This is a genomic window from Pleomorphomonas sp. JP5, from assembly GCF_023721815.1.
In the GTDB taxonomy this organism is placed as follows: Bacteria; Pseudomonadota; Alphaproteobacteria; order Rhizobiales; family Pleomorphomonadaceae; genus Pleomorphomonas.
In genome coordinates, this window is sequence record NZ_JAMDLI010000007.1 from 572739 (window position 1) to 597320 (window position 24582).

A 24582-nucleotide genomic window follows, 5' to 3' on the forward strand; every position below is an offset into this window, starting at 1 on the left:
GGCGGCCGCATGGGAAAGGCGAGATGGTCACTATCCCCAACACCTGCGCAGGCGAAAGAGCAGCCTTCTACTAGCATGTCGGACGGTCGGACGCGTGACGCGCTGATTTTTATGACGAAAACGAACATTTTGACCATATGGTCAGATTTCAACCCATTGACAATCCACAGAAAAATCAACCTTGCCGGCGCCCGAACGACATCGTTTCCCGGGACGAAACGCCTTGACAGTCAGCGCGGCTTGTCGGCAGGTGGAGGCGTGCCAGGTGTTTCGGCGGCATTCGGCCGCCGGGATGAAACGGGAACGGGGAAGGATCACGATCCGAAACCCCGGCCGCCCCCGCGACTGTGCGCGGTGAGCCTCCGTCCAGAAAGCCACTGGGATCTCCCCGGGAAGGCGGACAGCAGGCAGCGATCCGCGAGCCAGGAGACCGGCCTTGCACGAACACTCGGACTCCGTCGGGTGAGACGGAAAAAGGAGACCGACATGCATATCGAACCCGGCCTGGTGGCCGATGGTAAACTGTGGCTCAGCTATCTCACGGCGGCGGGCGCCGCAGGCTACGGCCTGAAGCTTGCCTGGAACATGGCGAAGGAGACCGGCGTTCTTTCGCTTGGCTTGCGCTCCGTGGCCACGACCGCGCTCGTCTTTTCCTTCTTCGAGGTATTGCCGCACTATCCGGTTGGCGTCTCCGAGGTGCATCTCATTCTCGGGTCGACACTGTTCTTGCTGTTCGGCGCGGCTCCTGCCGCCATCGGTCTTGCCTTGGGCCTTCTGATTCAGGGGCTGTTCTTCGCCCAGTTCGATCTGCCGCAATACGGCATGAACGTCACCACGCTTCTGGTGCCGCTTTTTGGCCTTTCCGCTCTGGCCAACCGCGTCATCGCGCCGGCGACGCCCTATGTCGAACTGAAGTATCGGCAGGCGTTGGCCCTTTCCACCGCCTATCAGGCGGGTATCGTCGCCTGGGTCGGCTTCTGGGCGCTTTACGGTCAGGGCTTCACCGTCGACAACTTCGCTGCCATTAGCTCGTTCGGCGGCGCCTACATGCTGGTGATCATCGTCGAGCCGCTTGTCGATCTGGCTGTGCTGGCCGGTGCCAAGCTCCTTCATGGCCTGCGTGGTAGCTTCCTGGTCGAGCGTCGCCTCTACGACGCCGCCTGACGGCTCCTCTTCGTAAGCCTCTTTTTCCGCGCCGTTCCGGATCTTCGGAGCGGCGCGGTTTGCTTTTCCGTGAGCTTGCCGCGGCGGCCGCATACTTCGTGTGGCGTCCTGTTGGCATGCCGCCGGTGCGCCTCGCCATTGCCGGTCGACCTCCGGTGGTCTTGACAGTGGAGAACCTTTCCGCATAACGTCGTAAACGTTTACGGGAGCGAGTAGGCAGGGAGGAAAGTCCTGTCCGAGCTGAGGTCTACGAACGTCATTGCCATGCTTGTGGGCATGGATGGCGAACGGTGTACCTTGCTCTTTTGAGGCTTGGACGATCTGCCGAACCGTCGCCCGCCCTATCGGTCTCTTCGGTCATCCTTGAGCTAGGACCGGTCGGCCAACTGTGGAGGAGTAGGGAGCATGAAGACATCGGCAATCCTGGGGGCGGCGCTCTACGCCGGCGCCGCGGCGCTCGGCATGGCGGCGCATGCTGCCGACCCCGTCACCATCACCATCTGGTGTCAGGACGACGAGCGCCAGCCGGGCCTCAACCTTGCCAAGGAGTTCGGCGAGAAGAACCCTGACATCAAGGTCGTCTACCGACAGATCCATTTCGATGACGTGACGTCAGAGGCCATGCGCGCCTATTCCACCGGCCAGGCGCCGGACATCATCGCCATCGACAATCCCGAGCACGCGTTGTTCGCCTCGCATGGCGTCTTTCTCGACCTCACCGATCGCATTGCCAAGTCCGACGTAATCCACAAGGAAGACTATTTCCCCGGTCCGCTTGCTTCCGTCACCTGGGACGGCAAGATCTATGGCGTTCCCAAGGCCACCAACACCATCGCCCTCTACTACAATGCCGACATGTTCAAGGCGAAGGGGCTCGACCCGGACAAGCCGCCGCAGACCTGGGACGAGATGGTCGACGCTGCGCGCAAGCTCAACGATCCCGACAAGAACGTCTATGGCATCGCCTTCTCGGCCAAGGCGTCGGAGGAAGGAACTTTCCAGTTCCTGCCGTGGGCCCAGATGACCGGCGGCGGCTTCGACAAGATCAACACCGATGGCGCCGTCCGCGCGCTTACCATCTGGAAGACACTGCTCGATGAGAAGCTGGCATCGCCCGATACGCTGACACGCGGTCAGTGGGATTCCACCGGTACCTTCAACTCGGGGAACGCCGCCATGGTGATCTCCGGGCCGTGGGAACTCAACCGCATGTCGCAGGAAGCCAAATTCGACTGGCGCGTGACGCTCATGCCTGTGCCGGAAGTTGGCGCGCCGCGCTCGTCGGCCATGGGCGATTTCAACTGGGCGATCTTCAAGAACTCCAAGCATCCGGACGCGGCCTTCAAGGCGCTCGAATACTTCGTGTCGCAAGATCCGCGCGTCTTCCCGGACTGGGGGCAGCTCGCCGCTCGCGCCAACATCGAGATCCCCCCGACCGGCGACGCCAAGAAGGATGCCGCCGTCAAGGTGTTCATGGAGCAGCTGAAATACGCCCAGCCCCGTGGCCCGCATCCCGACTGGATGAAGATCTCCAAGGCCATCCAGGACGCGATCCAGTCGGCGCTCACCGGTCAGGCGACGCCCAAGGACGCGCTCGACCAGGCCGCCGCCACCATCCAGGGCATCCTGGGCTGAGTGGATTGAAGATTGCGCTTCGGCTTCGGCCGAAGCGCTCCTTTGTGTAGACCGCATTGCCCGGGCAAGGGCGATGCTCCGCGCAGGCGATCGGGCCAGGCGCGGATGCGGGGAGGACCGATGCGACGCCTCTATTCAAGCCTCGTCGATGGCCGGGGATTCGATCTCTGCCTGATCGGCATCCCGCTCGCCTTTCTCATCGTGCTCTCCGGCGTGCCGCTCATCTACAACGTGGTCATGAGCTTCCAGGCCGTGGACATGTTCAGCCTGGGCAGCTTCATCCGTCCCTGGGTCGGCTTTGAAAACTACCGTCAGCTGATCGCCCAGCCCGAGTTCTGGCCGATCATGGGCCACACGGCGACCTTCCTGGCCGCCTCCATCGCCGGCCAGTTCCTGCTCGGCTTCGCGCTCGCCCTGTTCTTCTGGACGAATTTCCCCGGCGCCTCGTGGCTACGTGGCCTGTTCCTTGTGTCCTGGGTGATGCCGGGCCTCGTGGTCGGCGCCGTCTGGAACTGGCTGCTGTCGGGCGACTTCGGCGTCTTCAACTTCGTGCTGCGCGAGCTTCACGTCATTTCCGGCAACGTCTTCTGGCGCTCCGACCCAACCTTCTCCCTGTGGAGCGTCATCATCGCCAACATTTGGCTCGGCGCCTCCTTCAACATGATCCTGCTTTCGGTTGGCCTGTCGTCCATCCCTGGCGATCTCTACGAAGCGGCGGAGCTCGACGGCGCCGGTGCTCTCACCCGGTTCTGGACCATCACGCTGCCGATGATGCGCTCGACCATCGGTGCGCTGATCTCGCTTGGCCTGATCTTCACGTTGCAGCAGTTCGATCTGTTCGCCGCCATCACCGCCGGCGGTCCGAGCAACTCGTCCAATGTCGCGCAATACTGGGCCTGGGACCTCTCGTTCAAACAGTACGACTTTGCCAAGGGGGCGGCCATTTCGGTGATCATGATCGTCGTCGTGATGCTCGCGTCCGTCTATTACGTCCGGTCGACCCGTCACGAGGTGAGAGGATGAGCGAGACCTACAGGAACCGGCTGCTGCTCGTCATCGCGCTGCTGCTCGCCGCCATCTATCTCTTTCCGCTCTACTGGATGTACATCACCGCGCTGAAGACCGGCTCGGAGATGTTCGCGACACCGCCGTCCTTCTGGCCCGACGATCCCCAGTGGTCGATCTTCCCCTTCGTCTTCCAACTGAAGGGCATGGGGCGGTTCTTGTGGAACTCGGTGGTGATCGCGTCGGGATCGGTGGCGTTGATTGCCGTGCTCGGCACCGGCGCCGCCTATGTGCTCGCTCGCTATCGCAACGTCTGGGTCGATGTCGGTCTGTTCCTGGTGCTGATGCTGCAGGTGCTGCCGGCCTCGTTGATGATCACGCCGATCTTCGTGCTGTTCACGCTGACCGGCATCCTCGACTATCCCCGTACGGCGGTAATCCTGGCGATCGCCGCCAAGAGCATGCCCTTCTTCATCGTGCTGGTTCGCGCTACCTTCATGAGCGTTCCGATGGAGCTCGAGGAGGCGGCGCTCGTCGACGGCAACTCGCGCGTCGGCGCCTTCTGGTCGATCGTGCTGCCACTCGCCCGCAACGGCATCCTCGTTTCCGCCATCCTGATCTTCATGCAGGCCTTCGGCGAGTTCGTCTACTCGAAGTCTCTGATTCAGGAGATCGAGCTGCAGCCGAGCTCGGTCGGCCTCAATGCTTTCATGGGCCCGAACACCAACGAATGGAACCGGATCATGGCCTTTGCCTCGATCTATGTGACCCCCATTCTGGCGACCTTCGTGCTGCTGCAGCGGCGCATCGTCTCTGGCCTGACCTCCGGAGCCCTGAAATGACCACGCAGATCGAATTTTCCGGCGTCAACAAGCACTATGGCGCCTACCATGCGCTGAAGGACATCAACCTTTCGATCGACAAGGGCAGCTTCGTCGCGCTGGTCGGCCCCTCCGGCTGCGGCAAGTCGACGCTGCTACGCTCGCTGGCCGGCCTCGAGAAGATCACCGGTGGCGACATCTCGATCGCCGGCGAGGTGGTGACGATGCTGCCGCCGCGCAAGCGCGACGTTGCCATGGTGTTTCAGTCCTACGCCCTCTATCCGCACATGACGGTTGAGGAGAACCTCACCTATTCGTTGCGGGTTCACGGCGTCTCCAAGGCGGAACGCAAGAAGGCCGCCGCCGAGGTGGCGGCGACGACTGGCCTCTCGGAGCTTCTTCATCGCTATCCGCGCGAGCTCTCTGGCGGCCAGCGCCAGCGCGTCGCCATGAGCCGAGCGATCATCCGCAACCCCAAGGCCTTCCTGTTCGACGAGCCGTTGTCCAACCTCGATGCCGCCCTGCGCGTCCACATGCGCAAGGAGATCCGCGCTCTGCACGATCGGCTCGGCGCCACGTCGGTCTATGTGACGCACGACCAGATCGAGGCCATGACCATGGCCGACCACGTCGTGGTGTTGCGGGCCGGCATCATCGAGCAGCAGGGACGGCCGCTTGATCTATATGATAAGCCGGCAAATAAATTCGTTGCCGGATTCATCGGGTCCCCCGCCATGAACTTCCTGCCGGCGACCGTGGCAGACGGTGGCGCCGCGATGATCGATCTGGGGAACAGACCGATCCGCCTTACGATTCCCGTTGCCGCGCCCATCGGCGCCAACGTGCTGATTGGCATCCGGCCGGAACACATCACCTTGACCGCACCTGGAGAAGGCCGTTTCGACGCGCCCGTTGCCTTTACCGAATCCACCGGCTCCACGACCTTCGTGTCCACCGCGACGACGCCCGAACTGATGGTGGTGGAGACCGGCCGCCGGATGGTCACCAATGGCGATCTCGTCGGTTTGGCATTTGCTGATGCTGCGATTCACGTCTTTGACGGGACGACGGAAAAGCGCCTCTGAACGGCGGCTCTTTTCGATAGACCAAGAAAAACCCCGGAAGCGCCGCTTCCGGGGTTTTTGCTTCGGATCGCTGCCTTGGACGGTGATGCCGTCAGGCCGGAGGGAGGGTGATCCGAAGCGGGCCGGCGGCGCGGAGGGAAACGCCACCGGAACGCTGCTCGAAGTCGTCGCTGCCCTCGACGGCGGCGACATGCCGGATGCTGACGAGGCGAAGCGCATAGGCCTGGTCTCGGTCGGGTGTCGCGGTAATCACGTTGCCGTCGCGGCGCACCGTGAGCGTCAGTGCCGGCGCTCCACTGCGGTAATCGGGCACTGTTGCGATGGCACTGGCGCCGTCGGCGAGCTCGTAGAGGGCAAAGGTGACGCCATCGGTGTAGTCATAGTCCGGCCGTTGGTCGTTGCTACCGAAGGCTATCAGGCTGCCCGGCCGCACGTAGAGCGGTAGGCTCATGACGCCATGCGTCTCGCGCCGCCAGACCGGTCCCTCCACGACTTCGCCGGTGAGAAGCTGCGTCCAGCGCCCGGCCGGCAAGTAGACGGAGACCTCGCCGTCCTTGTCGAAAACCGGAGCGACGAGCAGCGACGAACCCAGCATGAACTGCCGGTCGAGCGTCTCGGCGCTCGGATCGTCGAGAAACTCCAGCAGCATGGCCCTGAGCACCGGCACGCCGGTTTCCGATGCCTCGACAGCGGCACCATAGAGGTAGGGCATCAGCGAGCACTTGAGGCGCGCAAAGTCCCTGAGCACGGCCTCGGCTTCCTGGTCAAAGAGCCAGGGCACCCGGTAGGACTTGGAACCGTGCAGGCGGCTGTGGCTGGAGAGAAGGCCGAAGGCGCACCAGCGCTTGTAGACGTCGGCCTCGGCGGTGTTCTCGAAGCCGCCGATGTCGTGGCTCCAGAAACCGAAGCCGGAAAGGCCGAGCGACAGACCGCCGCGCAATGTTTCGGCCATGGCCGGATAGTCGGAGTAGCAATCGCCTCCCCAGTGCACGGGGAAGCGCTGGCCACCGACGGTGGCCGATCGGGCAAACAGCACGCTTTCGCCACAGGCTTCAACCAGCGCGTCGTGAACCACCTTATTGTAGAGGAACGGATAGTAGTTGTGCATCTTCTGCGGGTCCGACCCGTCGTGCCAGACGACGTCGGTCGGAATGCGTTCGCCGAAATCCGTCTTGAAGGCGTCGACGCCCATGGCGGCGAGACGCTTCAGGTGACCGGCATACCAGGCGGCGGCCTCGGGATTGGTGAAGTCGACGATGCCCTGTCCGGCTTGCCAGAGATCCCACTGCCAGACGCTGCCATCGGGTCGCTTCAGGAGATAGCCCTTCTCCGCCGCTTCGTCGAACAGCTTTGACGCCTGGGCGATATAGGGATTGATCCAGAGACAGATCTTCAGCCCCTTTTCCCGAAGGCGGTCCAGCATGCCCTGAGGATCGGGGAACACTTCGGGATCCCATTCGAAATCGCACCAATGGACGCCGCGCATCCAGAAGCAGTCGAAATGGAAGACATGCAGCGGAATGTCACGCTGGAACATGCCATCGACGAAGGAGTTGACGGTGCCCTCGTCATAGTCGGTGGTAAAGGACGTGGTCAGCCACAGACCGAAGGACCAGGCCGGCGGCAGGGCCGGTCGGCCGGTCAGCCTCGTATAGCGTTCAAGCACCGCTTTCGGCGTCGGACCGTCGATCAGATAGTACTCGAGCGCTTCGCCTTCGACGGCGAACTGCACCTTCGACACCTTCTCCGAAGCGACTTCGAAACCGACCCGGCCGGGATCGTTGACCAATACGCCCCAGCCTCGGTTGGTGAGGAAGAACGGGATGTTCTTGTAGGCCTGCGTGGTGGACGTGCCGCCGTCCTCGTTCCAGATGTCGACGCTCTGGCCATTCTTGACGAAGGGAGAGAAGCGCTCGCCAAGCCCGTAGACCAGCGTGCCGACCTCAAGGTCGAGGCGCTCGAACACATGTGGTGGCTCGCCACCGATGCTGGCATGGCCGGTTTCCCGAAAGCCGGTGCCGGTCAGTCGCTTGCCGCCGCGTGTCGCCTCGGTGCGCCATTCTCCATCCTTGGACACGGTGAGCGTGAGGTTTCCGGACGTGAAGGAGAGGGCGGCCTCGTCATCGGAGATCGTTGGCCGAAATGCATCGTCGGGAAACAACTCGAAGGCCGGACCGCGCCTGGCGGCTCCCTTGTGATGCTCGATGCGGACGCCGATGACGCCTTCCATCGGCGCGCTCAGCGTCAGCGTCAGCGTCGGCGCGTTGATCTGGTCGGCGCGACCGCGACCACGTACGGCAAGAGCGATGATCTCGGCCTTGCGAGCGTCCGTCCGCACCGCATGAACATGATGCGGGTTGACGATGCTCATGCCTGCCGGCAGCAGCCAGTTGCCGTCGCTGAACTTCATTGTGCTCCTCCCCGGGCGCTCCGCCAACCAGGGGGGAGCCACGCGTCCGCCGCTCGTCGCCAAGACCTTCGTGGGGCTTGCGATTCCACGGCCTTCCTCTATTCCGTAAACGTTTACGACGATAGCTGTGGCGACGCCTCCTGTCAAAGGGCTTTTGTATCGGAGCGCTGCCGCCGGCCTGGACGGGCACCCGGAGGGAACATGCCGAGCCGAGCTGGGTGTTCCGCTATTGATCGCCTGCCGGAATTCTGGTGAAAGTCGGCTTGGCAGATGGTCGACCCCTCCGGAACGGGCTTCGGCGCTGGACGCGGAGGATGAGGGATTGGGCATCAAGGAGCTGGCGCGCCGCCTCAACATTTCCATCGGAACCGTCTCTCGCGCGCTCAACGGGCATCCGGAGGTCAATGCCGAAACGCGCAAGCGCGTGCTGGAGGCAGCGGCGGCGCTCGGCTATGCGCCGAACCAGGCCGGACGCAGCCTCCGGCAGGGAACGCTCAATGTCGTGGCGCTGCTGCTCTCCACAGACCTCACCTCGAAGACCGACACCATGTTTTTCATGGAGCTGTCGCGCGGCATTCAGGACCAGTTCGCCGAGCACGGTCTCGACCTCGTCATCCACCTCAACAAGCCTGATCTCGACATGCTCGACCGCGTGAAGCGCATCGTCGAGCGTCAGCAGGCGGATGCTCTCATCCTTGCCGAGACGCGTGACAACGACCCGCGCCTCGATTATCTCGCCGGGCGGAATTTCCCGTTCGCCACCATGGGACGGTCGTGGTCCGGCGGCACCCATCCCTGGATGGACCTCGATTTCGATTTCGCCATGCGCGCCGCCATAGACCGTCTCGCCGGCTTTGGCCATCGTCGCGTGGCGCTGGTCACCGGAGACCCCGGTTATCGTCTCGACACCATGCTGCAAGACGCTTATCGGCGTGAGCTTACCGGCCATGGCCTGACGGTCGACGAGGCGCTGATGATCAAGACCGATACCCACGAGGAAGGCGGCTACAAGGCGATGACCGACTTCCTGGCCATGGCTTCTCCCCCGACGGCGGTGATCTTTCCTCACTACCGGGCCGTGGTGGGCGCTTATGCCTGCCTTTCGGAATCCGGCCTGCAGCCGGGCCGCGACGTGGCGATCCTCAGTTGCTCGGCCGATACGACCATCGCCCAGTTCATGGCGCCGCCGCTCACCTGCTTCCGGCTCGATCTGTTTGGGCTCGGGCGGCGCCTTGCCCAGGCATTGCTCGCTTCCATGCCGCGCTTCGCGGACAGCTACGGCGGCACTCTCGTCCAGGAGATCTGGCCGTGGGAACTGATCGGCCGCGACAGTGATGCCTTCACCCTCGTCTGAAGGCATCGGGCGCCATCGGGTTCCGGGCGGCGACGGACCGGCGTAGATCTGGACGACGGCCCCATTTCGATTCGCCGTCTTCCGGAGACCATCATGCGCAAGGAAAGCCAGTCCTTTCCGCCCTATCCGACGGAGCCATCCGGACGCGACGAAACCGTCGAGGTGAAGGTCGACGCGTCTGGCGGCAACCGGATATTCGAGCTGACCACCACCGCGACGCGGCGCGACAACCCCAATCGCCACAGACGGATTGAGGAACGAACAGGCGAGCCACGGATCGTAACCGGTTCGCCGCTGTTCGACGCGCTTTTCGCCCAGGCGGTCGACGATGCCCGGCTCAACGCCGTTTCGTCCATTCGCGACGGAGCCTATCGCCATGGCAAGCCCATCCCCTGCGAGTGCTACCAGACCGGTGAGAAGTGGACTTACGTCTGGACCCGCGACGTGTCCTACGCCGCCCATCTCGGGCTTGCGGTCCTTGATCCCGAGCGAGCGGCAACCACCCTTCTCTACAAGGTAAGCCCATTTCGTGAGGGATATGTCCCGCCCGAGGAGCTTCCGGCGGATAGCTTGCAGATCGTCCAGGACACAGGTTCGGGCGGCAGTTGGCCCGTCAGCACCGACCGCGTCTCCTGGGCCTTTGGGGCCGAGGCACTGCTCGCGACATTGCATGGCGACGCCCGCGCCGCCTTTGCCGACGTCGCGTTCCGGGCTCTGTCCGGAACAGTGGCGGCCGATCGTCTCGCAGCCTTCGATCCGAGCGATGGCCTCTATCGAGGCGAGCAATCCTTCCTCGACTGGCGCGACCAGACCTACGCGCCATGGGTGATCGACGATCTCACGACCATCGCGACGTCAAAGGCGCTTTCCACCAACCTATGTCACTACAAGGTCCTTGGTCTCATTGCCCGCCTCGCCGTCGAGCGGGGCGACAACGCGGACGCTGCGCGCTATGCCGGCTGGGCCGACGATCTTCGCGCGGCTATCGATCGCGGCTTCTGGCTGGAAGAAAGAGGTCTCTACGCCTCGATCACCACGCCGGACAATCCAGCCTGGCCGGTCGAGAAATTCGACATGCTGGGCCTGTCTTTGGCCATCTTGACCGGCGTCGCCGGTCAAGATCGGGCCCGGCGCATTCTGGCGTCCTATCCGCACGTGCCTTTCGGAGTTCCCGTCTACTACCCGGCTCAGCCCGACGTGTTCTGCTACCATAACCGCGCCATATGGCCGTTCGTCACTGCCTACGAACTGCTGGCCGCCGTCGAAGCGGAGGCTGTCGCCGCGTTCGATCATGCCTTTGACTCGCTGACCCGCGCCGCCGCGCTTAATCTCGACAATGTGGAGAATCAGGAGTGGTTGACCGGGCGCACATGGTTCGACGACGGGCCGCGCATTTCCTCGGCGCGTCAGCTCTGGTCGGTCGGTGGGTATCTCGGCATGGTGACGACGGCGATCTTCGGCTATCGGCCGGAGGCGGGCGGCTTCCATCTCAAGCCTTTCCTCACCGCGCATGCCCGCGACCGGCTTGGTGATGGCAAGGCAGAGCTTCGCGACCTCCACCATCACGGTCGACGCGTCGGCCTCGTGCTCAACCTGCCGCCGCGCGCCACCACGCAAGGGCACTATGCCCTGCGCGAGGTGCGTCTCAACGGAGCGCCGGTGGAGGGCTTTATCGCCGACGCCCAGTTGCGGGACGACAACCGCATCGAACTGTTCTTCGGCGATCTTGTTGCCGATAACGCCGATCTTTCCTTCATTCCCATGGTCGATGTCGCCACCCACGACGACCCCAGGGCCTTTTCGCCGCGCGAGCCGGTGATCACCGATCTCGTCATTGAGAATGGACGGGTGCGGCTCAACTTCGAAGGCCAGCTTCCGCGCTCTGGCCGGAGTGACGGGCTGCTTTTTACCGTGCTACGGGATGGCGAAGTGGCGGCGAGCGATCTTCCCGACACCGTCTGGCATGATCCCGTGCCGCTTCGGGCCGGTGTCCGCCGCGCCTATCGTGTCGTCTCGCGCTTCGCCGAAAGCGGCAATGCCTCGCATCCTTCGCTGGAAGCGGCGATCGAGGCTGGCGCCGTTCTGACCGTCGGCATCGACAGCCCCAACGTGGAGCGACGGAGCGACGGGCTGATCTTCAGCGAGGTTGTGGTGCAAGAGGCGGGCGACTATCGGCTGGCGCTTCTCTACCGGAACCACAGCTTTCACATCCAGACCGGCGTCACCAACGCCGTCAAGCGTGTGAGCGTTTTCCGTGATGACGGGCGACAAGTTGGATCGGGGGTCGTGCAGATGCCTCACATGACGCCGGTCAACCCGCTTCGACGCTCGACGACGCTGCCTCTGCGCCTTGAGACGGGAAGTTATCGTGTGGAGATCGCCGATTTCTTCAACATGAGCTGCCTTTCGGCAAATGACACCTACATCAGCCCCGGTGGCATGGCGGGCATGCGGAATGCAGCCGATATCCGCGCTCTCGATCTGGTCCGGATCGGTTGATTCCAGACGCGAACTTGCTGATTATACAGCCGGAAGTGATGCCTTTACTGTTGGTGTCGTTCGAGTGCCCAAATTTGTGCCCCGCGATAACTTGACAAAAATTTGGGCACTGATAGGGCTTTCAGAACACAATCAAGAAGCCAGAGGGGATCTCCATGAACAGGGACTTTCGTCTTTCCCGCCGTGCCGTGCTGGCGTCGGGCCTTGCGCTCGGCGTCGGTGGCCTTGTTCTGCCGGTTCGGGCCGCCACGCCACTGAAGGTGGCTGGCATTCATGCCTCGCCGGTCGAGAATGCCTGGAACTCCTGCCTGCACAAGGCCCTGCAGGATGCCGCTGCCGAGGGGGCCATCGAGTACACCTTCTCCGAAGGCATTTCGGGCACCGACTACCCGCGCGCCATGCGCGAGTATGCCGAGGCCGGCAACAAGCTGATCATTGGCGAGGCCTATGCCGTGGAGAAAGAGGCGCGTCAGGTGGCCGCCGACTATCCCGAGACGGCTTTCGTGCTCGGCTCGTCGGGGGCTGCCGCCGGTGACAACTTCGGTGTTTTCGGCACCTGGAACCATGACGGCGCCTATCTCGCAGGCATGCTGGCCGGCAAGATGACCAAGTCCAACGTCGTCGGTTCGGTCGGCGCCATGCCGATCCCCGAGGTCAACATGTTGATCAATGCCTTCGCTGCCGGCGTCAAGGCGGTCAACCCGGAGGCGAAGCACCTCGTCACCTTCATCGGTACCTTCTTCGATCCGCCGAAGGCCCGCGAGGCCGGCCTTGCCCAGATCGATGCCGGTGCCGACATCCTGTTCGGCGAACGCATCGGTACCGCCGACGCTGCCAAGGAGCGCGGCATCAAGGCGGTCGGTTCGCTGATCGACTATACACCCCGCTATCCCGACACCGTGTTCGCCAACGCCCTCTGGGGCTTCCGGCCGATCCTCAACGCCGCCGTGGCCGATGCCGCCGCCGGCAAGCCCGTCGGCAAGGACTACACCGCCTTCGGCCTGATGAAGGAAGGCGGCAGCGATATCGCTTATGCCAAGGGCGTCGCGCCGGCCGATGCCGAGGCGGCGATGGAAGAGGTGAGGGCGAAGATCAAGTCCGGCGCCTTCGAGGTGCCGCGCGACACCGCCGAGCCGAAGTAAGCCGGCTCATGAAAGGCGACGCGACAACACTGGCCGAGGCGATCCGAAGTGGTCGCCTCACTGCCGGCGAGGCCATGGCGGCCTCGCTCGCCGCTGCCGCGTCGCATGCCGATCTCGGCGCGCTCTGTCATATCGACGTCGAACTGGCGGAACGGGAGGCGAGCGCCGCCGACGCTGAACATCGCGCCGCTCCTGACTGGTTCGCCGCGCGGCCATTCTGCGGCGTTCCAACGCTCGCCAAGGATCTCGGCGGTCCTTTTGCCGGCCTGCCGGTGATCGCCGGCTCGCGATTGTTTTCTCGCGATCGACCCGATGCCCCCGACTCCGATCTTGCGCGTCGGTTCCGGGCCGCCGGCCTGTTGCCTTTCGGACTGACAACCGCGCCGGAGTTCGGTCTGGCGCTGGCAAGCGAGCCGGCAATTGGTCCGCTTGCCCGCAATCCCATCGATCCCGCCCGCACGCCCGGCGGTTCTTCGGGCGGGGCGGCGGCGGCCGTGGCCGCCGGCATCGTCGCCATCGCCCATGCCACCGACGCTGGTGGATCCATCCGTGTGCCGGCCGCCTGCTGCGGTCTGGTCGGGCTGAAGCCGAGCCGGGGCGTCATGCCGGCGGGGCCTGCCTTCGGCAATCATCTGGGTGGCATCGCCTCGGAACTCTGCGTGTCGCGTAGCGTGCGCGACAGCGCCACCTTGCTCGCGGCCGTCAGCGGCAAGACGCGCGGTCCCTTCGCCGATGTCGCCCTGGCCGAACCGAGGACCGGGGTTCTCAAAGTTGGCATCCTCTGCGAAACGGGGCCAGAGCTGCCGACGACGCCCGAACGCTCCGCCGCCATCGAAGCGGCTGGTCAGTTTCTGGAGGCCCGCGGCCACAGCCTCGTGCCCGTCGCTTGGTCGGATGTCGAGGCCATGGCGAAGGCGTCGGCCGCGCTGTTTTACGATCTCGTCTGCACCAACCTCGCAACACTATCGGAAACGCCCGGCATCGACATCGCGCTCGCCGAGCCCGTTACCCAGGCCTTCGCAGCGCGGGGCGGGGCTCTTTCCGCCGCCGATCTCTGGCGCTCGCAAACCGCCGGTGTTCTGGTGTCGCGCAATCTTTGGCGTCTGCTCGATCGGGTCGACGTTCTGCTGACGCCAATGCTGGCCTCTCCGCCTCCCCCGATTGGCGCGTTTTCGTTCGATCACGCCGATGCCGATCTTCATCTCAGGCGCATGGTGTCCCTGGCTCCGCTGGCCACCCTCGCCAACATTTCCGGCTTCCCGGCACTGACGCTGCCGTTCGGCGCAGATAGCGAGGGGTTACCGCTTCCCGTGCAGATGTTTGCGCCGCTCGGCGCGGATCTTCAGCTTCTTGCGCTCGCGGCATCGCTTGAAGCGGATGGCCGCTGGCAACACCGCTTCCCCGTTGCAGGACTGCCGTCATGACCGAAAACGTGCTCGAGATCGATGGTGTCAGCAAGAGCTTCGGTGGCAACAAGGCCAACGACGGCATCTCGATGACGCTGGCGCGGGGGGAAATAGTCGCGCTTCTCGGGGAGAATGGCGCCGGCAAGACGACGCTCATGAGCATCCTGTTCGGCCACTATACGCCCGACGAGGGGCGCATTCGCGTCGCCGGAGCCGATCTGCCTCCTGGTCGACCGCGTGCCGCCATCCACGCCGGCATCGGCATGGTGCATCAGCATTTCTCGCTGGCACCCAATCTCACCGTGCTGGAAAACGTCATGACCGGCACGGAGAAGCTTTGGTCGCTCCGCTCGGAATCAGGCCGGGCCAGGGCAAAGCTGAAGGCGCTTGCCGAACGCTTCGGCCTTGTCGTCGATCCCGATGCTCGACTCGGCGATCTGTCGGTCGGCGAGCAGCAGCGCGTCGAGATCCTGAAGGCGCTTTACAACGATGCGCGTATCCTGATCCTCGACGAGCCGACGGCGGTGCTGACCAACCTTGAAGCGGAGACGCTGTTCTCCACGCTGAAGGAGATGGCGCGCCAGGGCCTGTCTCTGATCTTCATCTCGCACAAGCTCGACGAGGTCATGGCGGCGGCCGATCGCGTCGTCGTGTTGCGGGGCGGCAAGGTGGTGGCCGAGCGTCGCGCTGCCGAGACATCGAAGGCCGAGCTGGCCGAGCTGATGGTCGGCCACAGGGTTGCCCGGCCCGTGCGCGAGGCGCATGAGCGTGGCGCGCCGGTGCTGGAAGCGGCCTCCGTGTCGGTTCGCATCGACGGCGTCGATCGCCTGAAGGAGGTGAGCTTCCGGCTGCATGCAGGAGAGGTGCTCGGCATCATCGGCGTTTCGGGCAACGGCCAGGCCGCGCTCGCCAGCCTGTTGTCCGGCACGCTCGTGCGCAGTGCGGGCGACATCCTGCTTTACGGGGAGGCCATCGGCGATTTCTCGGTCGCCGACACCGTTGCTTCGGGCATCGGACGCATTCCCGAGGACCGGACGCGCGAAGGGGCGATCGGCGAGATGGCGGTCTGGGAGAACGCCGTGCTGGAACGCATCGACGAGCCGCGTTTTTCCCGCCGGGGTCTTGTCGACAGGAGAGCGGCCATTGCCTTCGCCGAGACCATCGTCCGCGATTTCGATGTGCGCGGCGGTGGGGCCCGCACGCGCACCCGCCTCCTGTCGGGCGGCAACATGCAGAAGCTGATACTCGGCCGAAACCTTGCCGAGCGGCCGCGCATCCTGATCGCCGCCCAGCCGGCGCGTGGACTTGACGAGGGAGCGGTTGCCGCCGTCCACGCCCGAATTCTCGAAGCCAGAAAGGCCGGAACCGCCGTGTTGCTCATTTCGGAAGATCTGGATGAGGTGATCGGCCTCGCCGACCGGATCCAGGCCATCGTCGGTGGCCGCCTCTCGCCACCGGTGTCGGCGGACGATGTGGATGCACGTGCGCTCGGCCTGATGATGGCCGGCGCCTGGAAGAAAGAGGCGGCCTGATGCGCTTCGAACGCCGCGAGCATCGCCCGCTCGCCCTGATCGTCCTGACGCCGCTTCTCGCCGTTGCCGCCGCCCTGGCCCTCTCCGGCCTGCTGATCGCTGCCGCTGGCGCACCGGTTCTTGAAGCCTACTGGCGCATCCTCGTCGGCGCCTTCGGCTCGCGCCTGTCTGCCACGGAAACGCTGACGCGAGCCACGCCGCTGATGCTGACCGGCCTTGCTGCTGCCGTCGCCTTCCGCGCCCGCGTCTGGAATATTGGTGGCGAAGGGCAGTTCTACTTCGGCGCCATTGCCACGGCCGCCGTCGGGTCGCAGTTGCTGGCCGGCGCGCCTGGCTATCTGTCCATCCCGCTGCTCCTGCTGAGTGGAGCCGTTGCCGGGATGGTCCTGCTGATCGTGCCATTGTGGCTGAGGCTCAGGTTCTCCGTCGACGAAGTGGTGACCAGCCTGCTTCTCAACTTTGTCGCAGTGCTTGTCGTCTCGATGCTGATCGACGGGCCCTTGAAGGATCCGCTGGCTTTTGGCTGGCCGCAAAGCCAGTCGGTCGCCGACGCGGCCATGCTGCCGAAGCTGGTGGCGAGATCGCGTCTGCACTGGGGCTTCGCCATTGCCCTCGTCCTCGCCTTCGTCGTCCATTTCGTGCAGAGCCGCACTGTGTTCGGGCTGAAGTCCCGTGCCGCCGGCTTGAGCCCCGAGGGGGCCGTTTTCGCCGGGGTGCCGCTAGCCCGAACCCTGTTCCTGGTCGCCTGCCTCTCCGGGGGGCTTGCCGGCCTTGCCGGCGCCGTCGAAGTCCTGGGCGTCAAGGGGTACGTCACCACGGATCTGTCGCCCGGCTTCGGCTATTCCGGCATCGTCGTCGCCATGCTGGCCGGTCTCCATCCGCTCGGGGTGGTGCTGGCGGCGTTGTTCACGGCCACCATGTTCGTTGGCGCCGACGGCATGAGCCGCGCGCTGAAAATCCCGAGCTACATCGCCGACGTTACCGTGGCCCTGTCGCTGATCACCATGCTGGTGGCGGTGTTCTTCGCCCAATACAGGATTCGCCGATGAGTATCGTCCTCGACATCATCGCCTCGTCCGGTCTCTGGGCCGCCGTGCTGCGGATCGCCACGCCGCTGATCTTCGGCACGTTGGGGGCGCTGCTTTGCGAACGGGCGGGGGTGCTCAACCTCGGCATCGAGGGCATCATGACCTTTGGCGCCATGGTCGGCTGGCTTGCCGTTTATCATGGCGCCGATCTCTGGACGGGCTTGTTGGTCGCCGCGCTGGCTGGTGCCGTGTTCGGCCTGCTCCATGCGTCTCTGACCGTGACTCTTGGTCTTTCCCAGCACGTCTCTGGTCTGGGCGTCACGTTGTTTGCCTCTAGCTTGAGCTATTATCTCTTCCGGCTGATCGTGCCGTTGTCGGGCAGCCCACCGACGATCGAGCCCTTCGCGCCGGTGAATGTTCCGCTTCTCGCCGACCTTCCGTTCATAGGGGCCGTCCTGTCGGCGCAGACGCCGCCGACCTATCTTGCCCTTCTGCTTGCGCTCTTGCTCGCCTATGTCGTCTTCCGCACTCCTTTGGGCCTCGCCATCCGCATGACAGGTGAGAACCCCCATGCCGCCGAAGCGCAGGGCGTCAATCCGATGGCAGTGCGCTATGGGGCGGTGATCGTCGGTTCGGCGCTGATGGCCGTTGGCGGGGGCTTCCTGACGCTCTCGGCGTTCAACAGCTTTTTCCCGACCATGATCCAGGGGCGCGGCTGGATCTGCATCGCCCTTGTCGTCTTCGCGTCCTGGCGGCCAGGACGCGCCTTGTTTGGTGCGCTGCTGTTCGCCTTCTTCGATGCGTTTCAGCTACGCTTGCAGACTGCGGTCGATGGCGTTCCTTATCAGGTGTTCCTTATGACGCCTTATATCCTGTCGATTGTGGCGCTCTGCGTCATGGCGCGGCGTGCCCGCGTCCCGCAGGCGTTGATGCAACCCTACCGGCGCGGCGAACGTTGATCGGCTCATGCGTAGTGGTGCAAGGAAATCGTGCGCTTGGGTAGCAGGTAGGTCCAGGCCAGGGCGCCGAACAGGCTTACCCGCCGCTTGCCCTTCCGGAACTGCGGATAACCGGCGAAACTGTAGCTGGAGTTCAGACGGCCCGTTCTCGAAAGCCAGTCTTCAAAGTCGTTGAGGATGAGCCCGCGCGCCACGTCTCGGTCACCCTTGGCCAGACCCAGCGCCACGGTGGCTATTTCGTCCAGGCCATCCGACAGCGGTTGTGAGGTCTGCATACGGGTCAGGCTGACGTCGATTCTAGCGACGAGTTCCCGGGGAAAAATCATCGGACTCTCCTTTCGCAGGGCCAGCCTACATTTGCGGAAATAGCACGTTTTTGGGCTATGACAACGTGGACATTCGGTCGATTCGACCAAAGCGGCAGCTTCGGTAAGCGAATGGTTGCCGGCCTGGTCAGAACTTCCCACTCCCGAAAGTGCTTTCGACGCGGAGGGCCGGACTGACTTCCTCGCGAAGACCGTGGCCAATCCACAAACAAAAAGGGCGCGGCAAACGCCACGCCCATAACCGAACTGGGATCTGAAACTCAGAAACTGCCGCTGTCGCGAAGGGAATGCTCGACGCGCAGGATGCGCCGGGTCAGTCCGAACGACAGTGCCAAGCCGGGGACGGCCATGATGCCGACGAAGACCAGAAACGTCGTCTCACCGAGGCCAAGCATGCTGCCGACCGCCCAGGCAAAGGCAACGATGGCTGCCAGCATCTCCGAGACGATCAGCAAGGTCGCACCGATGGCGGATATGACGGCGTCAGTCTTGGTGTAGCGGATTTCGTGGGGCAGCTCGTCGGTCTTGGCCAGCATGGAGTAGCGTCCTGGATGCAGCCGCTTCGCGGCGCTTTCGTCGGCGCGCATCAAGGGCCAGCGACGGTCCCCTGTCAAGTGCGGAAGGCTGCAAACCGACAGTCGTCCAGAGCCGTTAGGCACGAAAGCCGGACACCCGTCGACGTTTGAGGTGAAAAAAGCGGCCGGCGGGAGAACCCGCCGGCCGCCAACATCTACGCCAGAAGCGAAGGTCACTCGTCCTTCGGCTCGGCCTTTTCTTCCTGCTTGATTTCCTGGCCGGTGGCCTGGTCGACCACCTTCATCGACAGGCGAACCTTGCCGCGCTCGTCGAAGCCCATCAGCTTGACCCACACCTTGTCGCCTTCCTTGACGACGTCCTTGACGTTCTGGACGCGCTGCGGAGCGAGCTGGGAGACGTGGACGAGGCCGTCGCGAGTGCCGAAGAAGTTGACGAAGGCGCCGAAATCGACGCACTTCACGACGGTGCCCTCATAGATGGCGCCGACTTCCGGCTCGGCAGCGATGCCCTTCACCCAGTTCATGGCGGCCTGGATCGCCTTGAGGTCGGACGAGGCGAACTTGACCGTGCCGTCGTCCTGGATGTCGATCTTGGCGCCGGTCTTCTCGACGATCTCGCGGATGACCTTGCCGCCCGAGCCGATCACTTCACGGATCTTGTCGGGGTTGATCTTCATCACTTCGATGCGCGGGGCATGCTCGCCGATCGAGGAGCGGGCGCCGGTCAGCGCCTTGGACATCTCGCCGAGGATATGCTCGCGACCACCCTTGGCCTGGCCCAGGGCGACCTTCATGATCTCCTCGGTGATGCCGGTGATCTTGATGTCCATCTGCAGCGAGGTGATGCCGGCGGCCGTACCGGCCACCTTGAAGTCCATGTCGCCGAGGTGATCCTCGTCGCCGAGGATATCGGACAGCACGGCGAAGCGCTCACCTTCCTTGATCAGGCCCATGGCGATGCCGGCGGTCGGCGCCTTCAGGGGCACGCCAGCGTCCATGAGGGCCAGCGAGGAACCACAGACGGTGGCCATCGACGACGAGCCGTTGGACTCGGTGATCTCCGACACCAGGCGAATGGTGTAGGGGAACTCGTGATGAGCCGGCAGCTCCGGATGGATGGCGCGCCAGGCAAGCTTGCCATGGCCGATTTCGCGACGGCCGGGCGAACCCATGCGGCCGGTCTCGCCGACCGAGAAGGGCGGGAAGTTGTAGTGGAGCAGGAAACGCTCCTTGCGGGTGCCTTCCAGCGTCTCGATGAACTGCTCGTCCTCACCGGTGCCGAGGGTGGCAACCACGAGGGCCTGCGTCTCGCCACGGGTGAACAGCGCCGAGCCGTGAGCGCGCGGCAGCACGCCCACCTGGGCGACGATCGGACGCACGGTCTGGAGATCGCGACCGTCGATGCGGGTGCCGGTGTCGAGGATGTTCCAGCGAACGATCTTGGCCTGCAGGTCATGGAAGACGTTCGAGACGGTTTCCTTGTCGAAGCGCGGCTCGGCCCCTTCCGGGAACAGCTCGGCCATCACCTTGGCGCGGGCGGCGTCGACGGCGGCGTAACGCTCCTGCTTGGCGGTGATCTTGTAGGCAGCGCGAAGATCCTGCTCGGCAATGGCCAGAACGGCCTGCTCGACTTCGGACACGTCCTTGGCGACGAACTCGCGCGGCTCCTTGGCGGCACGCTCGGCGAGACGGATGATGGCGTCGATCACCGGTTGGAAGCCACGGTGACCGAACATCACCGCACCCAGCATGGTGTCTTCATCGAGTTCCTGAGCTTCCGACTCGACCATCAGCACGGCGTCGCCCGTACCGGCGACGACGAGGTCGAGCTTGCTCTCGGCCATCTTGTCGACCGGCGGATTGAGGACGTAGGCGCCTTCGATCAGGCCGACGCGGGCGGCGCCGACCGGACCCATGAAGGGCACGCCGGAGATGGTCAGGGCGGCCGAGGCGGCGACCATGGCGAGGATGTCCGGCGAGTTTTCCATGTCATGGCTGAGCACGGTGACGATCACCTGGGTGTCGCACTTGTAGCCATCGGGGAACAGCGGGCGGATCGGACGGTCGATCAGGCGGGAGATCAGCGTCTCGTGCTCGGCCGGACGGCCTTCGCGCTTGAAGTAGCCGCCGGGAATCTTGCCGGCCGCGAAGGCCTTTTCCTGGTAGTTGACGGTCAGCGGGAAGAAGTCCTGGCCGGGCTTCGGCTCCTTGGCCGACACAACGGTGGCGAGGACCGACGTTTCGCCAAGCGTCGCGAGCACCGCGCCATCGGCCTGGCGGGCGATACGACCCGTCTCGAGGGTCAGCTTCTGGCCGGCCCAGTCGATCTCGACTTTCTGAATATCGAACATGCGTTTGTTCCGTTCTTGTCTGGTCCGGCGCGCGGCCCACGGGCAAGACGACGAGACGCTCCTCTCGGATCGAGGCGAGCGTCTGGCAATCCTGCCCCAGGGTGCGGAACACGCCGGAGCGGCGCTCGCCCCGGCGGGGCGACAGCGCCTGTCGTTCTTGCCCGCTTCTGCGGGCGGACCCACGCCCTCGTCTCAGGGCGTCGGGAAACCGGAGCCGCCTCGGAGGACCGAAGCGGCGAAGGGGAAGGGCGGCGGACCGCCCTCCCGAAAAACCGTCAGCGGCGCAGGCCGAGGCGGCTGATCAGAGCGGTGTAGCGCGACGCGTCCTTGCGCTTCAGGTAGTCCAGAAGCTGGCGACGCTGGCTCACCAGCTTCAGGAGGCCGCGGCGGGAGTGGTTGTCCTTGGCGTGGCTTTTGAAGTGCTCGGTGAGATTGGAGATGCGCTCCGACAGGATCGCGACCTGGACTTCCGGCGAGCCGGTGTCGCCCTCGAGGGTGGCGTATTCCTTGATGAGAGCGGCCTTGCGCTCGGCAGTGATCGACATCGGTGACTCCTTGTCGTTGGATAACAAAAATGGCCCGGCCGGGATGTCGTCCAGCCGGGTCGGCGCAACCTGTGTGATCAGGTTGCGGTCTCTCTACAGGAAAATGCGGTCGAAAGCCAGCGGCAATGCGGAGCCGGAAAAGCTCCGTCCGCCCCGTCAGTCCGGCAGAATGAGCCTCACTGGCTTCAGCTCGCCGTGCTCAACCTTGGCGATCGCCATCAGTCGGCCGCGTTCGAACACGCCGACGGCATCCTCTTCGATCGGTGCGTCACGACCGCGCAGCAGAACCGGGTTGCCGTTCCTCAGCCGCACGGCCTGATCGGCGGTAACGTCAAGCTGGGGCAGTTCGGCGAGGGCAGCCTCGATCGGCGTCAGGAGCGACAAGGCATCGCCGTCCGCTTCGAGCGCGGCCTGGAGCGCATCGATGGTCACCATGTCTTCCTCGCCGAAAGGACCGACGACAAGCCGCCTGAGTTCGATCACGTGGCCGGCCGTTCCAAGACGCCGCCCCATGTCGCGGGCGATGGCGCGTACATAGGTGCCCTTGCCGCACTCGGCTTCGAAGACGGCGGTGTCCGCGTCGGGGCAGTCGACGAGGTCGAGCCGGTGAACCGTCACCGGCCGCGCTTCCAGCTCGACGGTCTCACCGGCACGCGCAAGGTCATAAGCGCGCTCGCCATCGACTTTGATCGCCGAGAAGGAGGGAGGAGTCTGAAGAATCTCTCCCTCGAACTCGTCCAGCACGGCGTCGATGTCCTCGGCCGTCGGGCTGTGATCGGAGGCGCGGACCACCTCGCCTTCGGCATCGTCGGTCGATGTCTCCGCCCCCCAGCGCACGGTGAAGCGGTAGAGCTTGTCGCCATCCATCACGTAGGGCACCGTCTTGGTCGCCTCGCCCAGCGCGATCGGCAACATGCCGGAGGCGAGCGGGTCGAGCGTGCCGGCGTGCCCCGCCTTCGGCGTGCCGAAGATACGCTTCATGGCGCCGACCGCCTGCGTCGAGGTCATGCCATAGGGCTTGTCGAGCACCACCCAGCCGTGGACCGTGCCTTTTTTCTTGCGTGCCATACCTGGTTCCTGCGTTCGCCGGCTGGGGATGGAACCCGGCGCGGCGGAGAAGACGGCGGACGTTTCGTCCGGAAGGCGCGCTCCTACACCGGGGGGCGGGGGAAGGCAAGGCCAGAAGATTGCGGCGATGCGGCGGGCATGAAATGGTGCCGTCGCCGTCACAGGCGATTCTTCAGGAGTTCATATGTCATTCGGCGTCTTCGCAGCCGTCCTTGCCGCTGCCCTTGTGCATGCCGGCTGGAATGTTCTGATCAAGGGCGCGACTGACAAACTCGCCATGACGGTTTCCGTGGCCATCGGTGCCGCCCTCGTCTCCGCGGTCATCCTGCCGTTCCAACCCATGCCCGCGCCGGAAAGCTGGCCATTCCTCGGCGCGTCGGTGCTGCTCCAGAGCGTCTATTTCCTGTTGATCGCCCGCGCCTATCGCGTCGTCGACATGAGCCTCGCCTATCCCCTGATGCGCGGCGCGGCGCCGCTTGTCGTGGCCCTGGTGGGCGCAACGGTCTTCGGCGAAACGCTAAGGGGCGGACAGTGGATGGCGATCGGCCTGATTTCGGCCGGCATCGGCGCGCTTGCGCTCGGCGCGTTTCGGCAACCGTTGGCCGCCGCCGGAGCCGCCACGGCGCTCTGCAATGCAATGGTCATCGCCTCCTACACGCTCGTCGACGCCAGTGGCGTGCGCCTCTCGGGCGCGCCGGTCGCCTATGCTTTGCTGCTGGCCACTCTGACCGGCTTCGTTACGGCGGGCGTCGTCTTCGCCGGGCGCGCTCGGCCGCGACTCGAGATGCGAACGCTTGGCCTTGGACTTGTCGGAGGGGCGGCGACCACGCTTTCCTATGGGGTTGCCTTGTGGGCCATGACGCGGGCGGCCGTCGCCCCCGTTGCCGCGCTTCGCGAGACGTCGATCATCTTCGCTCTCGCGCTGTCGCGGCTGGTATTTGGCGAGAGCATCGGAGGGCGACGGGTTGCCGCCGCCATGCTGGTGATGGCAGGTGTCGCCGGCCTTCGGCTGTTCTGACTTTAGCCAGCGCGGTCGCGGGCGGCGACCAACGCCGCTTCGTCGGTTTGGGCTTTTCGGAAGGCTGGGCGGCTGGTTACCCGCTCGATATAGGCAGCGACCTCGGGCGTTTTCTCGAAGATGCCGAAGTTGGTGACCCAGAATAGCGCCGATCCCCACAACGCATCGGCTGCCGAAAATCGATCGCCGAGCCAGAAGGGCGATGTGCGCCCGACATGCTCATGGACGATGCTCACGACGGTTTCGTAGTCGGCGTAGGGAGAGCTTTTGCGTGGTATCGGCGGCCGCTTCATCGCGTGGTCGACAAGCGCGGGCTCGAAGCAGGAGCCATAGAACACCATCCAGCGCAGATAATCGCCACGCAGGGGATCATCCACGCCGGGTGCAAGCCCCGCTTTTGTGAACAGATCTCCGAGGTAGAGCGCGATGGCGGCCTGTTCCGTCACCACAACACCCAGATGGCTGATGGCCGGCACCTTGCCCATCGGGTTGACGGCAACATAAGCCGGGCTGAGGTTGTCACCGGCCCGGATGTTCACGACGTGGAGATCGTAGGGTACGCCAAGCTCTTCAAGAAGAACCAGGGTTCCGAACGCACGGGTCTGCGGCGCGTAATGAAGCGTGATGCGACCGTCGGTCATAGGCTCCCTCCTTGCGGCCGCGTGGGCGGCGCGTTGGAAGAAGCTTCGACCCGGGTT

20 protein-coding genes and 1 riboswitch are annotated in these 24582 nt (G+C 64.4%); of the genes, 13 read left to right on the forward strand and 7 right to left on the reverse strand.

What is annotated here, in order from left to right:
* Nucleotides 1-246 precede the first annotated feature (246 nt).
* Nucleotides 247-454, forward strand: a riboswitch (cobalamin riboswitch).
* A 32-nt stretch (nt 455-486) separates the two neighbouring features.
* The 5 genes from M4J40_RS09685 to M4J40_RS09705 all read left to right on the forward strand — a co-directional run bounded on the left by M4J40_RS09685 (nt 487) and on the right by M4J40_RS09705 (nt 5710).
* Nucleotides 487-1164: an energy-coupling factor ABC transporter permease gene (locus M4J40_RS09685; protein WP_251753878.1), complete on the forward strand. Its 678-nt coding sequence runs from the start codon at nt 487-489 to the stop codon at nt 1162-1164.
* A gap of 405 nt (nt 1165-1569) precedes the next feature.
* Entirely contained in the window at nt 1570-2799 is a 1230-nt protein-coding gene (locus M4J40_RS09690) for a sugar ABC transporter substrate-binding protein (RefSeq protein ID WP_251753879.1), read from the forward strand.
* A 120-nt stretch (nt 2800-2919) separates the two neighbouring features.
* Nucleotides 2920-3822 (forward strand): carbohydrate ABC transporter permease, encoded by a 903-nt coding sequence (locus M4J40_RS09695; protein WP_251753880.1) that lies wholly within the window; start codon nt 2920-2922, stop codon nt 3820-3822.
* Nucleotides 3819-4646 (forward strand): carbohydrate ABC transporter permease, encoded by an 828-nt coding sequence (locus M4J40_RS09700; protein ID WP_251753881.1) that lies wholly within the window; start codon nt 3819-3821, stop codon nt 4644-4646. Before M4J40_RS09695 ends, M4J40_RS09700 begins: the two co-directional genes overlap by 4 nt.
* Entirely contained in the window at nt 4643-5710 is a 1068-nt protein-coding gene (locus tag M4J40_RS09705; protein WP_251753882.1) for an ABC transporter ATP-binding protein, read from the forward strand. The genes M4J40_RS09700 and M4J40_RS09705 overlap by 4 nt, the downstream gene beginning before the upstream one ends.
* Before the next feature lie 91 nt (nt 5711-5801).
* Here M4J40_RS09705 and yicI read toward each other — a convergent pair whose 3' ends face one another.
* Entirely contained in the window at nt 5802-8120 is a 2319-nt protein-coding gene (yicI, locus tag M4J40_RS09710) for an alpha-xylosidase (RefSeq protein ID WP_251753883.1), read from the reverse strand.
* Nucleotides 8121-8442: 322 nt separating this feature from the next.
* Between yicI and M4J40_RS09715 the strand changes: the two genes are divergently transcribed.
* From M4J40_RS09715 to M4J40_RS09745, 7 genes are all read left to right on the forward strand, one after another.
* Nucleotides 8443-9474, forward strand: coding sequence for a LacI family DNA-binding transcriptional regulator (locus M4J40_RS09715; RefSeq protein ID WP_251753884.1), 1032 nt, complete (start codon nt 8443-8445; stop codon nt 9472-9474).
* 93 nt (nt 9475-9567) lie between these two features.
* A complete protein-coding gene (locus M4J40_RS09720; RefSeq protein WP_251753885.1) occupies nt 9568-11973 on the forward strand; it encodes a hypothetical protein in 2406 nt (801 codons plus the stop codon).
* A gap of 155 nt (nt 11974-12128) precedes the next feature.
* A complete protein-coding gene (locus M4J40_RS09725; RefSeq protein WP_251753886.1) occupies nt 12129-13115 on the forward strand; it encodes a BMP family protein in 987 nt (328 codons plus the stop codon).
* Nucleotides 13116-13123: 8 nt separating this feature from the next.
* The gene (locus M4J40_RS09730; protein ID WP_251753887.1) at nt 13124-14539 is read left to right on the forward strand and encodes an amidase; all 1416 of its coding nucleotides are present in this window, start codon (nt 13124-13126) and stop codon (nt 14537-14539) included.
* Entirely contained in the window at nt 14536-16053 is a 1518-nt protein-coding gene (locus M4J40_RS09735) for an ABC transporter ATP-binding protein (protein ID WP_251753888.1), read from the forward strand. The genes M4J40_RS09730 and M4J40_RS09735 overlap by 4 nt, the downstream gene beginning before the upstream one ends.
* Complete coding sequence (locus M4J40_RS09740) at nt 16053-17102, forward strand: ABC transporter permease (RefSeq protein ID WP_251753889.1); 1050 nt, start codon at nt 16053-16055, stop codon at nt 17100-17102. The genes M4J40_RS09735 and M4J40_RS09740 overlap by 1 nt, the downstream gene beginning before the upstream one ends.
* Nucleotides 17099-18040 carry an ABC transporter permease gene (locus M4J40_RS09745; RefSeq protein ID WP_251753890.1) on the forward strand — a complete coding sequence of 314 codons (942 nt, stop codon included), beginning with the start codon at nt 17099-17101 and terminating at the stop codon, nt 18038-18040. Before M4J40_RS09740 ends, M4J40_RS09745 begins: the two co-directional genes overlap by 4 nt.
* Before the next feature lie 5 nt (nt 18041-18045).
* Here the strand turns inward: M4J40_RS09745 and M4J40_RS09750 are convergent, their stop codons facing one another.
* The 5 genes from M4J40_RS09750 to truB form a co-directional block, all read right to left on the reverse strand.
* Nucleotides 18046-18366 carry a hypothetical protein gene (locus M4J40_RS09750; protein WP_251753891.1) on the reverse strand — a complete coding sequence of 107 codons (321 nt, stop codon included), beginning with the start codon at nt 18364-18366 and terminating at the stop codon, nt 18046-18048.
* Nucleotides 18367-18626: 260 nt separating this feature from the next.
* Nucleotides 18627-18902 (reverse strand): hypothetical protein, encoded by a 276-nt coding sequence (locus M4J40_RS09755; protein WP_251753892.1) that lies wholly within the window; start codon nt 18900-18902, stop codon nt 18627-18629.
* A 212-nt stretch (nt 18903-19114) separates the two neighbouring features.
* On the reverse strand, nt 19115-21253 hold the full coding sequence (gene pnp, locus M4J40_RS09760) for a polyribonucleotide nucleotidyltransferase (protein WP_251753893.1): 2139 nt from the start codon (nt 21251-21253) through the stop codon (nt 19115-19117).
* Between the two features lie 275 nt (nt 21254-21528).
* Nucleotides 21529-21798: a 30S ribosomal protein S15 gene (gene rpsO, locus M4J40_RS09765; RefSeq protein ID WP_251727742.1), complete on the reverse strand. Its 270-nt coding sequence runs from the start codon at nt 21796-21798 to the stop codon at nt 21529-21531.
* A gap of 156 nt (nt 21799-21954) precedes the next feature.
* Nucleotides 21955-22866 (reverse strand): tRNA pseudouridine(55) synthase TruB, encoded by a 912-nt coding sequence (gene truB / locus M4J40_RS09770; protein ID WP_251753894.1) that lies wholly within the window; start codon nt 22864-22866, stop codon nt 21955-21957.
* A 184-nt stretch (nt 22867-23050) separates the two neighbouring features.
* Between truB and M4J40_RS09775 the strand changes: the two genes are divergently transcribed.
* Nucleotides 23051-23884, forward strand: coding sequence for an EamA family transporter (locus M4J40_RS09775; protein ID WP_251753895.1), 834 nt, complete (start codon nt 23051-23053; stop codon nt 23882-23884).
* A 2-nt stretch (nt 23885-23886) separates the two neighbouring features.
* Here M4J40_RS09775 and M4J40_RS09780 read toward each other — a convergent pair whose 3' ends face one another.
* Complete coding sequence (locus M4J40_RS09780; protein WP_251753896.1) at nt 23887-24525, reverse strand: glutathione S-transferase family protein; 639 nt, start codon at nt 24523-24525, stop codon at nt 23887-23889.
* Between the last annotated feature and the right edge of the window lie 57 nt (nt 24526-24582).

What these genes read in the sequence shown, in the direction of transcription:
- M4J40_RS09700 (WP_251753881.1), top strand. Translation starts at nt 3,819, where the DNA reads ATGAGCGAGACCTACAGGAACCGGCTGCTGCTCGTCATCGCGCTGCTG.
- yicI (WP_251753883.1), bottom strand. Translation starts at nt 8,120, where the DNA reads ATGAAGTTCAGCGACGGCAACTGGCTGCTGCCGGCAGGCATGAGCATC.
- M4J40_RS09745 (WP_251753890.1), top strand. Translation starts at nt 17,099, where the DNA reads ATGAGTATCGTCCTCGACATCATCGCCTCGTCCGGTCTCTGGGCCGCC.
- M4J40_RS09725 (WP_251753886.1), top strand. Translation starts at nt 12,129, where the DNA reads ATGAACAGGGACTTTCGTCTTTCCCGCCGTGCCGTGCTGGCGTCGGGC.
- M4J40_RS09730 (WP_251753887.1), top strand. Translation starts at nt 13,124, where the DNA reads ATGAAAGGCGACGCGACAACACTGGCCGAGGCGATCCGAAGTGGTCGC.
- rpsO (WP_251727742.1), bottom strand. Translation starts at nt 21,798, where the DNA reads ATGTCGATCACTGCCGAGCGCAAGGCCGCTCTCATCAAGGAATACGCC.
- M4J40_RS09690 (WP_251753879.1), top strand. Translation starts at nt 1,570, where the DNA reads ATGAAGACATCGGCAATCCTGGGGGCGGCGCTCTACGCCGGCGCCGCG.
- M4J40_RS09735 (WP_251753888.1), top strand. Translation starts at nt 14,536, where the DNA reads ATGACCGAAAACGTGCTCGAGATCGATGGTGTCAGCAAGAGCTTCGGT.
- M4J40_RS09775 (WP_251753895.1), top strand. Translation starts at nt 23,051, where the DNA reads ATGTCATTCGGCGTCTTCGCAGCCGTCCTTGCCGCTGCCCTTGTGCAT.
- M4J40_RS09705 (WP_251753882.1), top strand. Translation starts at nt 4,643, where the DNA reads ATGACCACGCAGATCGAATTTTCCGGCGTCAACAAGCACTATGGCGCC.
- M4J40_RS09685 (WP_251753878.1), top strand. Translation starts at nt 487, where the DNA reads ATGCATATCGAACCCGGCCTGGTGGCCGATGGTAAACTGTGGCTCAGC.
- M4J40_RS09695 (WP_251753880.1), top strand. Translation starts at nt 2,920, where the DNA reads ATGCGACGCCTCTATTCAAGCCTCGTCGATGGCCGGGGATTCGATCTC.
- M4J40_RS09750 (WP_251753891.1), bottom strand. Translation starts at nt 18,366, where the DNA reads ATGATTTTTCCCCGGGAACTCGTCGCTAGAATCGACGTCAGCCTGACC.
- M4J40_RS09755 (WP_251753892.1), bottom strand. Translation starts at nt 18,902, where the DNA reads ATGCTGGCCAAGACCGACGAGCTGCCCCACGAAATCCGCTACACCAAG.
- M4J40_RS09780 (WP_251753896.1), bottom strand. Translation starts at nt 24,525, where the DNA reads ATGACCGACGGTCGCATCACGCTTCATTACGCGCCGCAGACCCGTGCG.
- M4J40_RS09720 (WP_251753885.1), top strand. Translation starts at nt 9,568, where the DNA reads ATGCGCAAGGAAAGCCAGTCCTTTCCGCCCTATCCGACGGAGCCATCC.
- pnp (WP_251753893.1), bottom strand. Translation starts at nt 21,253, where the DNA reads ATGTTCGATATTCAGAAAGTCGAGATCGACTGGGCCGGCCAGAAGCTG.
- M4J40_RS09740 (WP_251753889.1), top strand. Translation starts at nt 16,053, where the DNA reads ATGCGCTTCGAACGCCGCGAGCATCGCCCGCTCGCCCTGATCGTCCTG.
- truB (WP_251753894.1), bottom strand. Translation starts at nt 22,866, where the DNA reads ATGGCACGCAAGAAAAAAGGCACGGTCCACGGCTGGGTGGTGCTCGAC.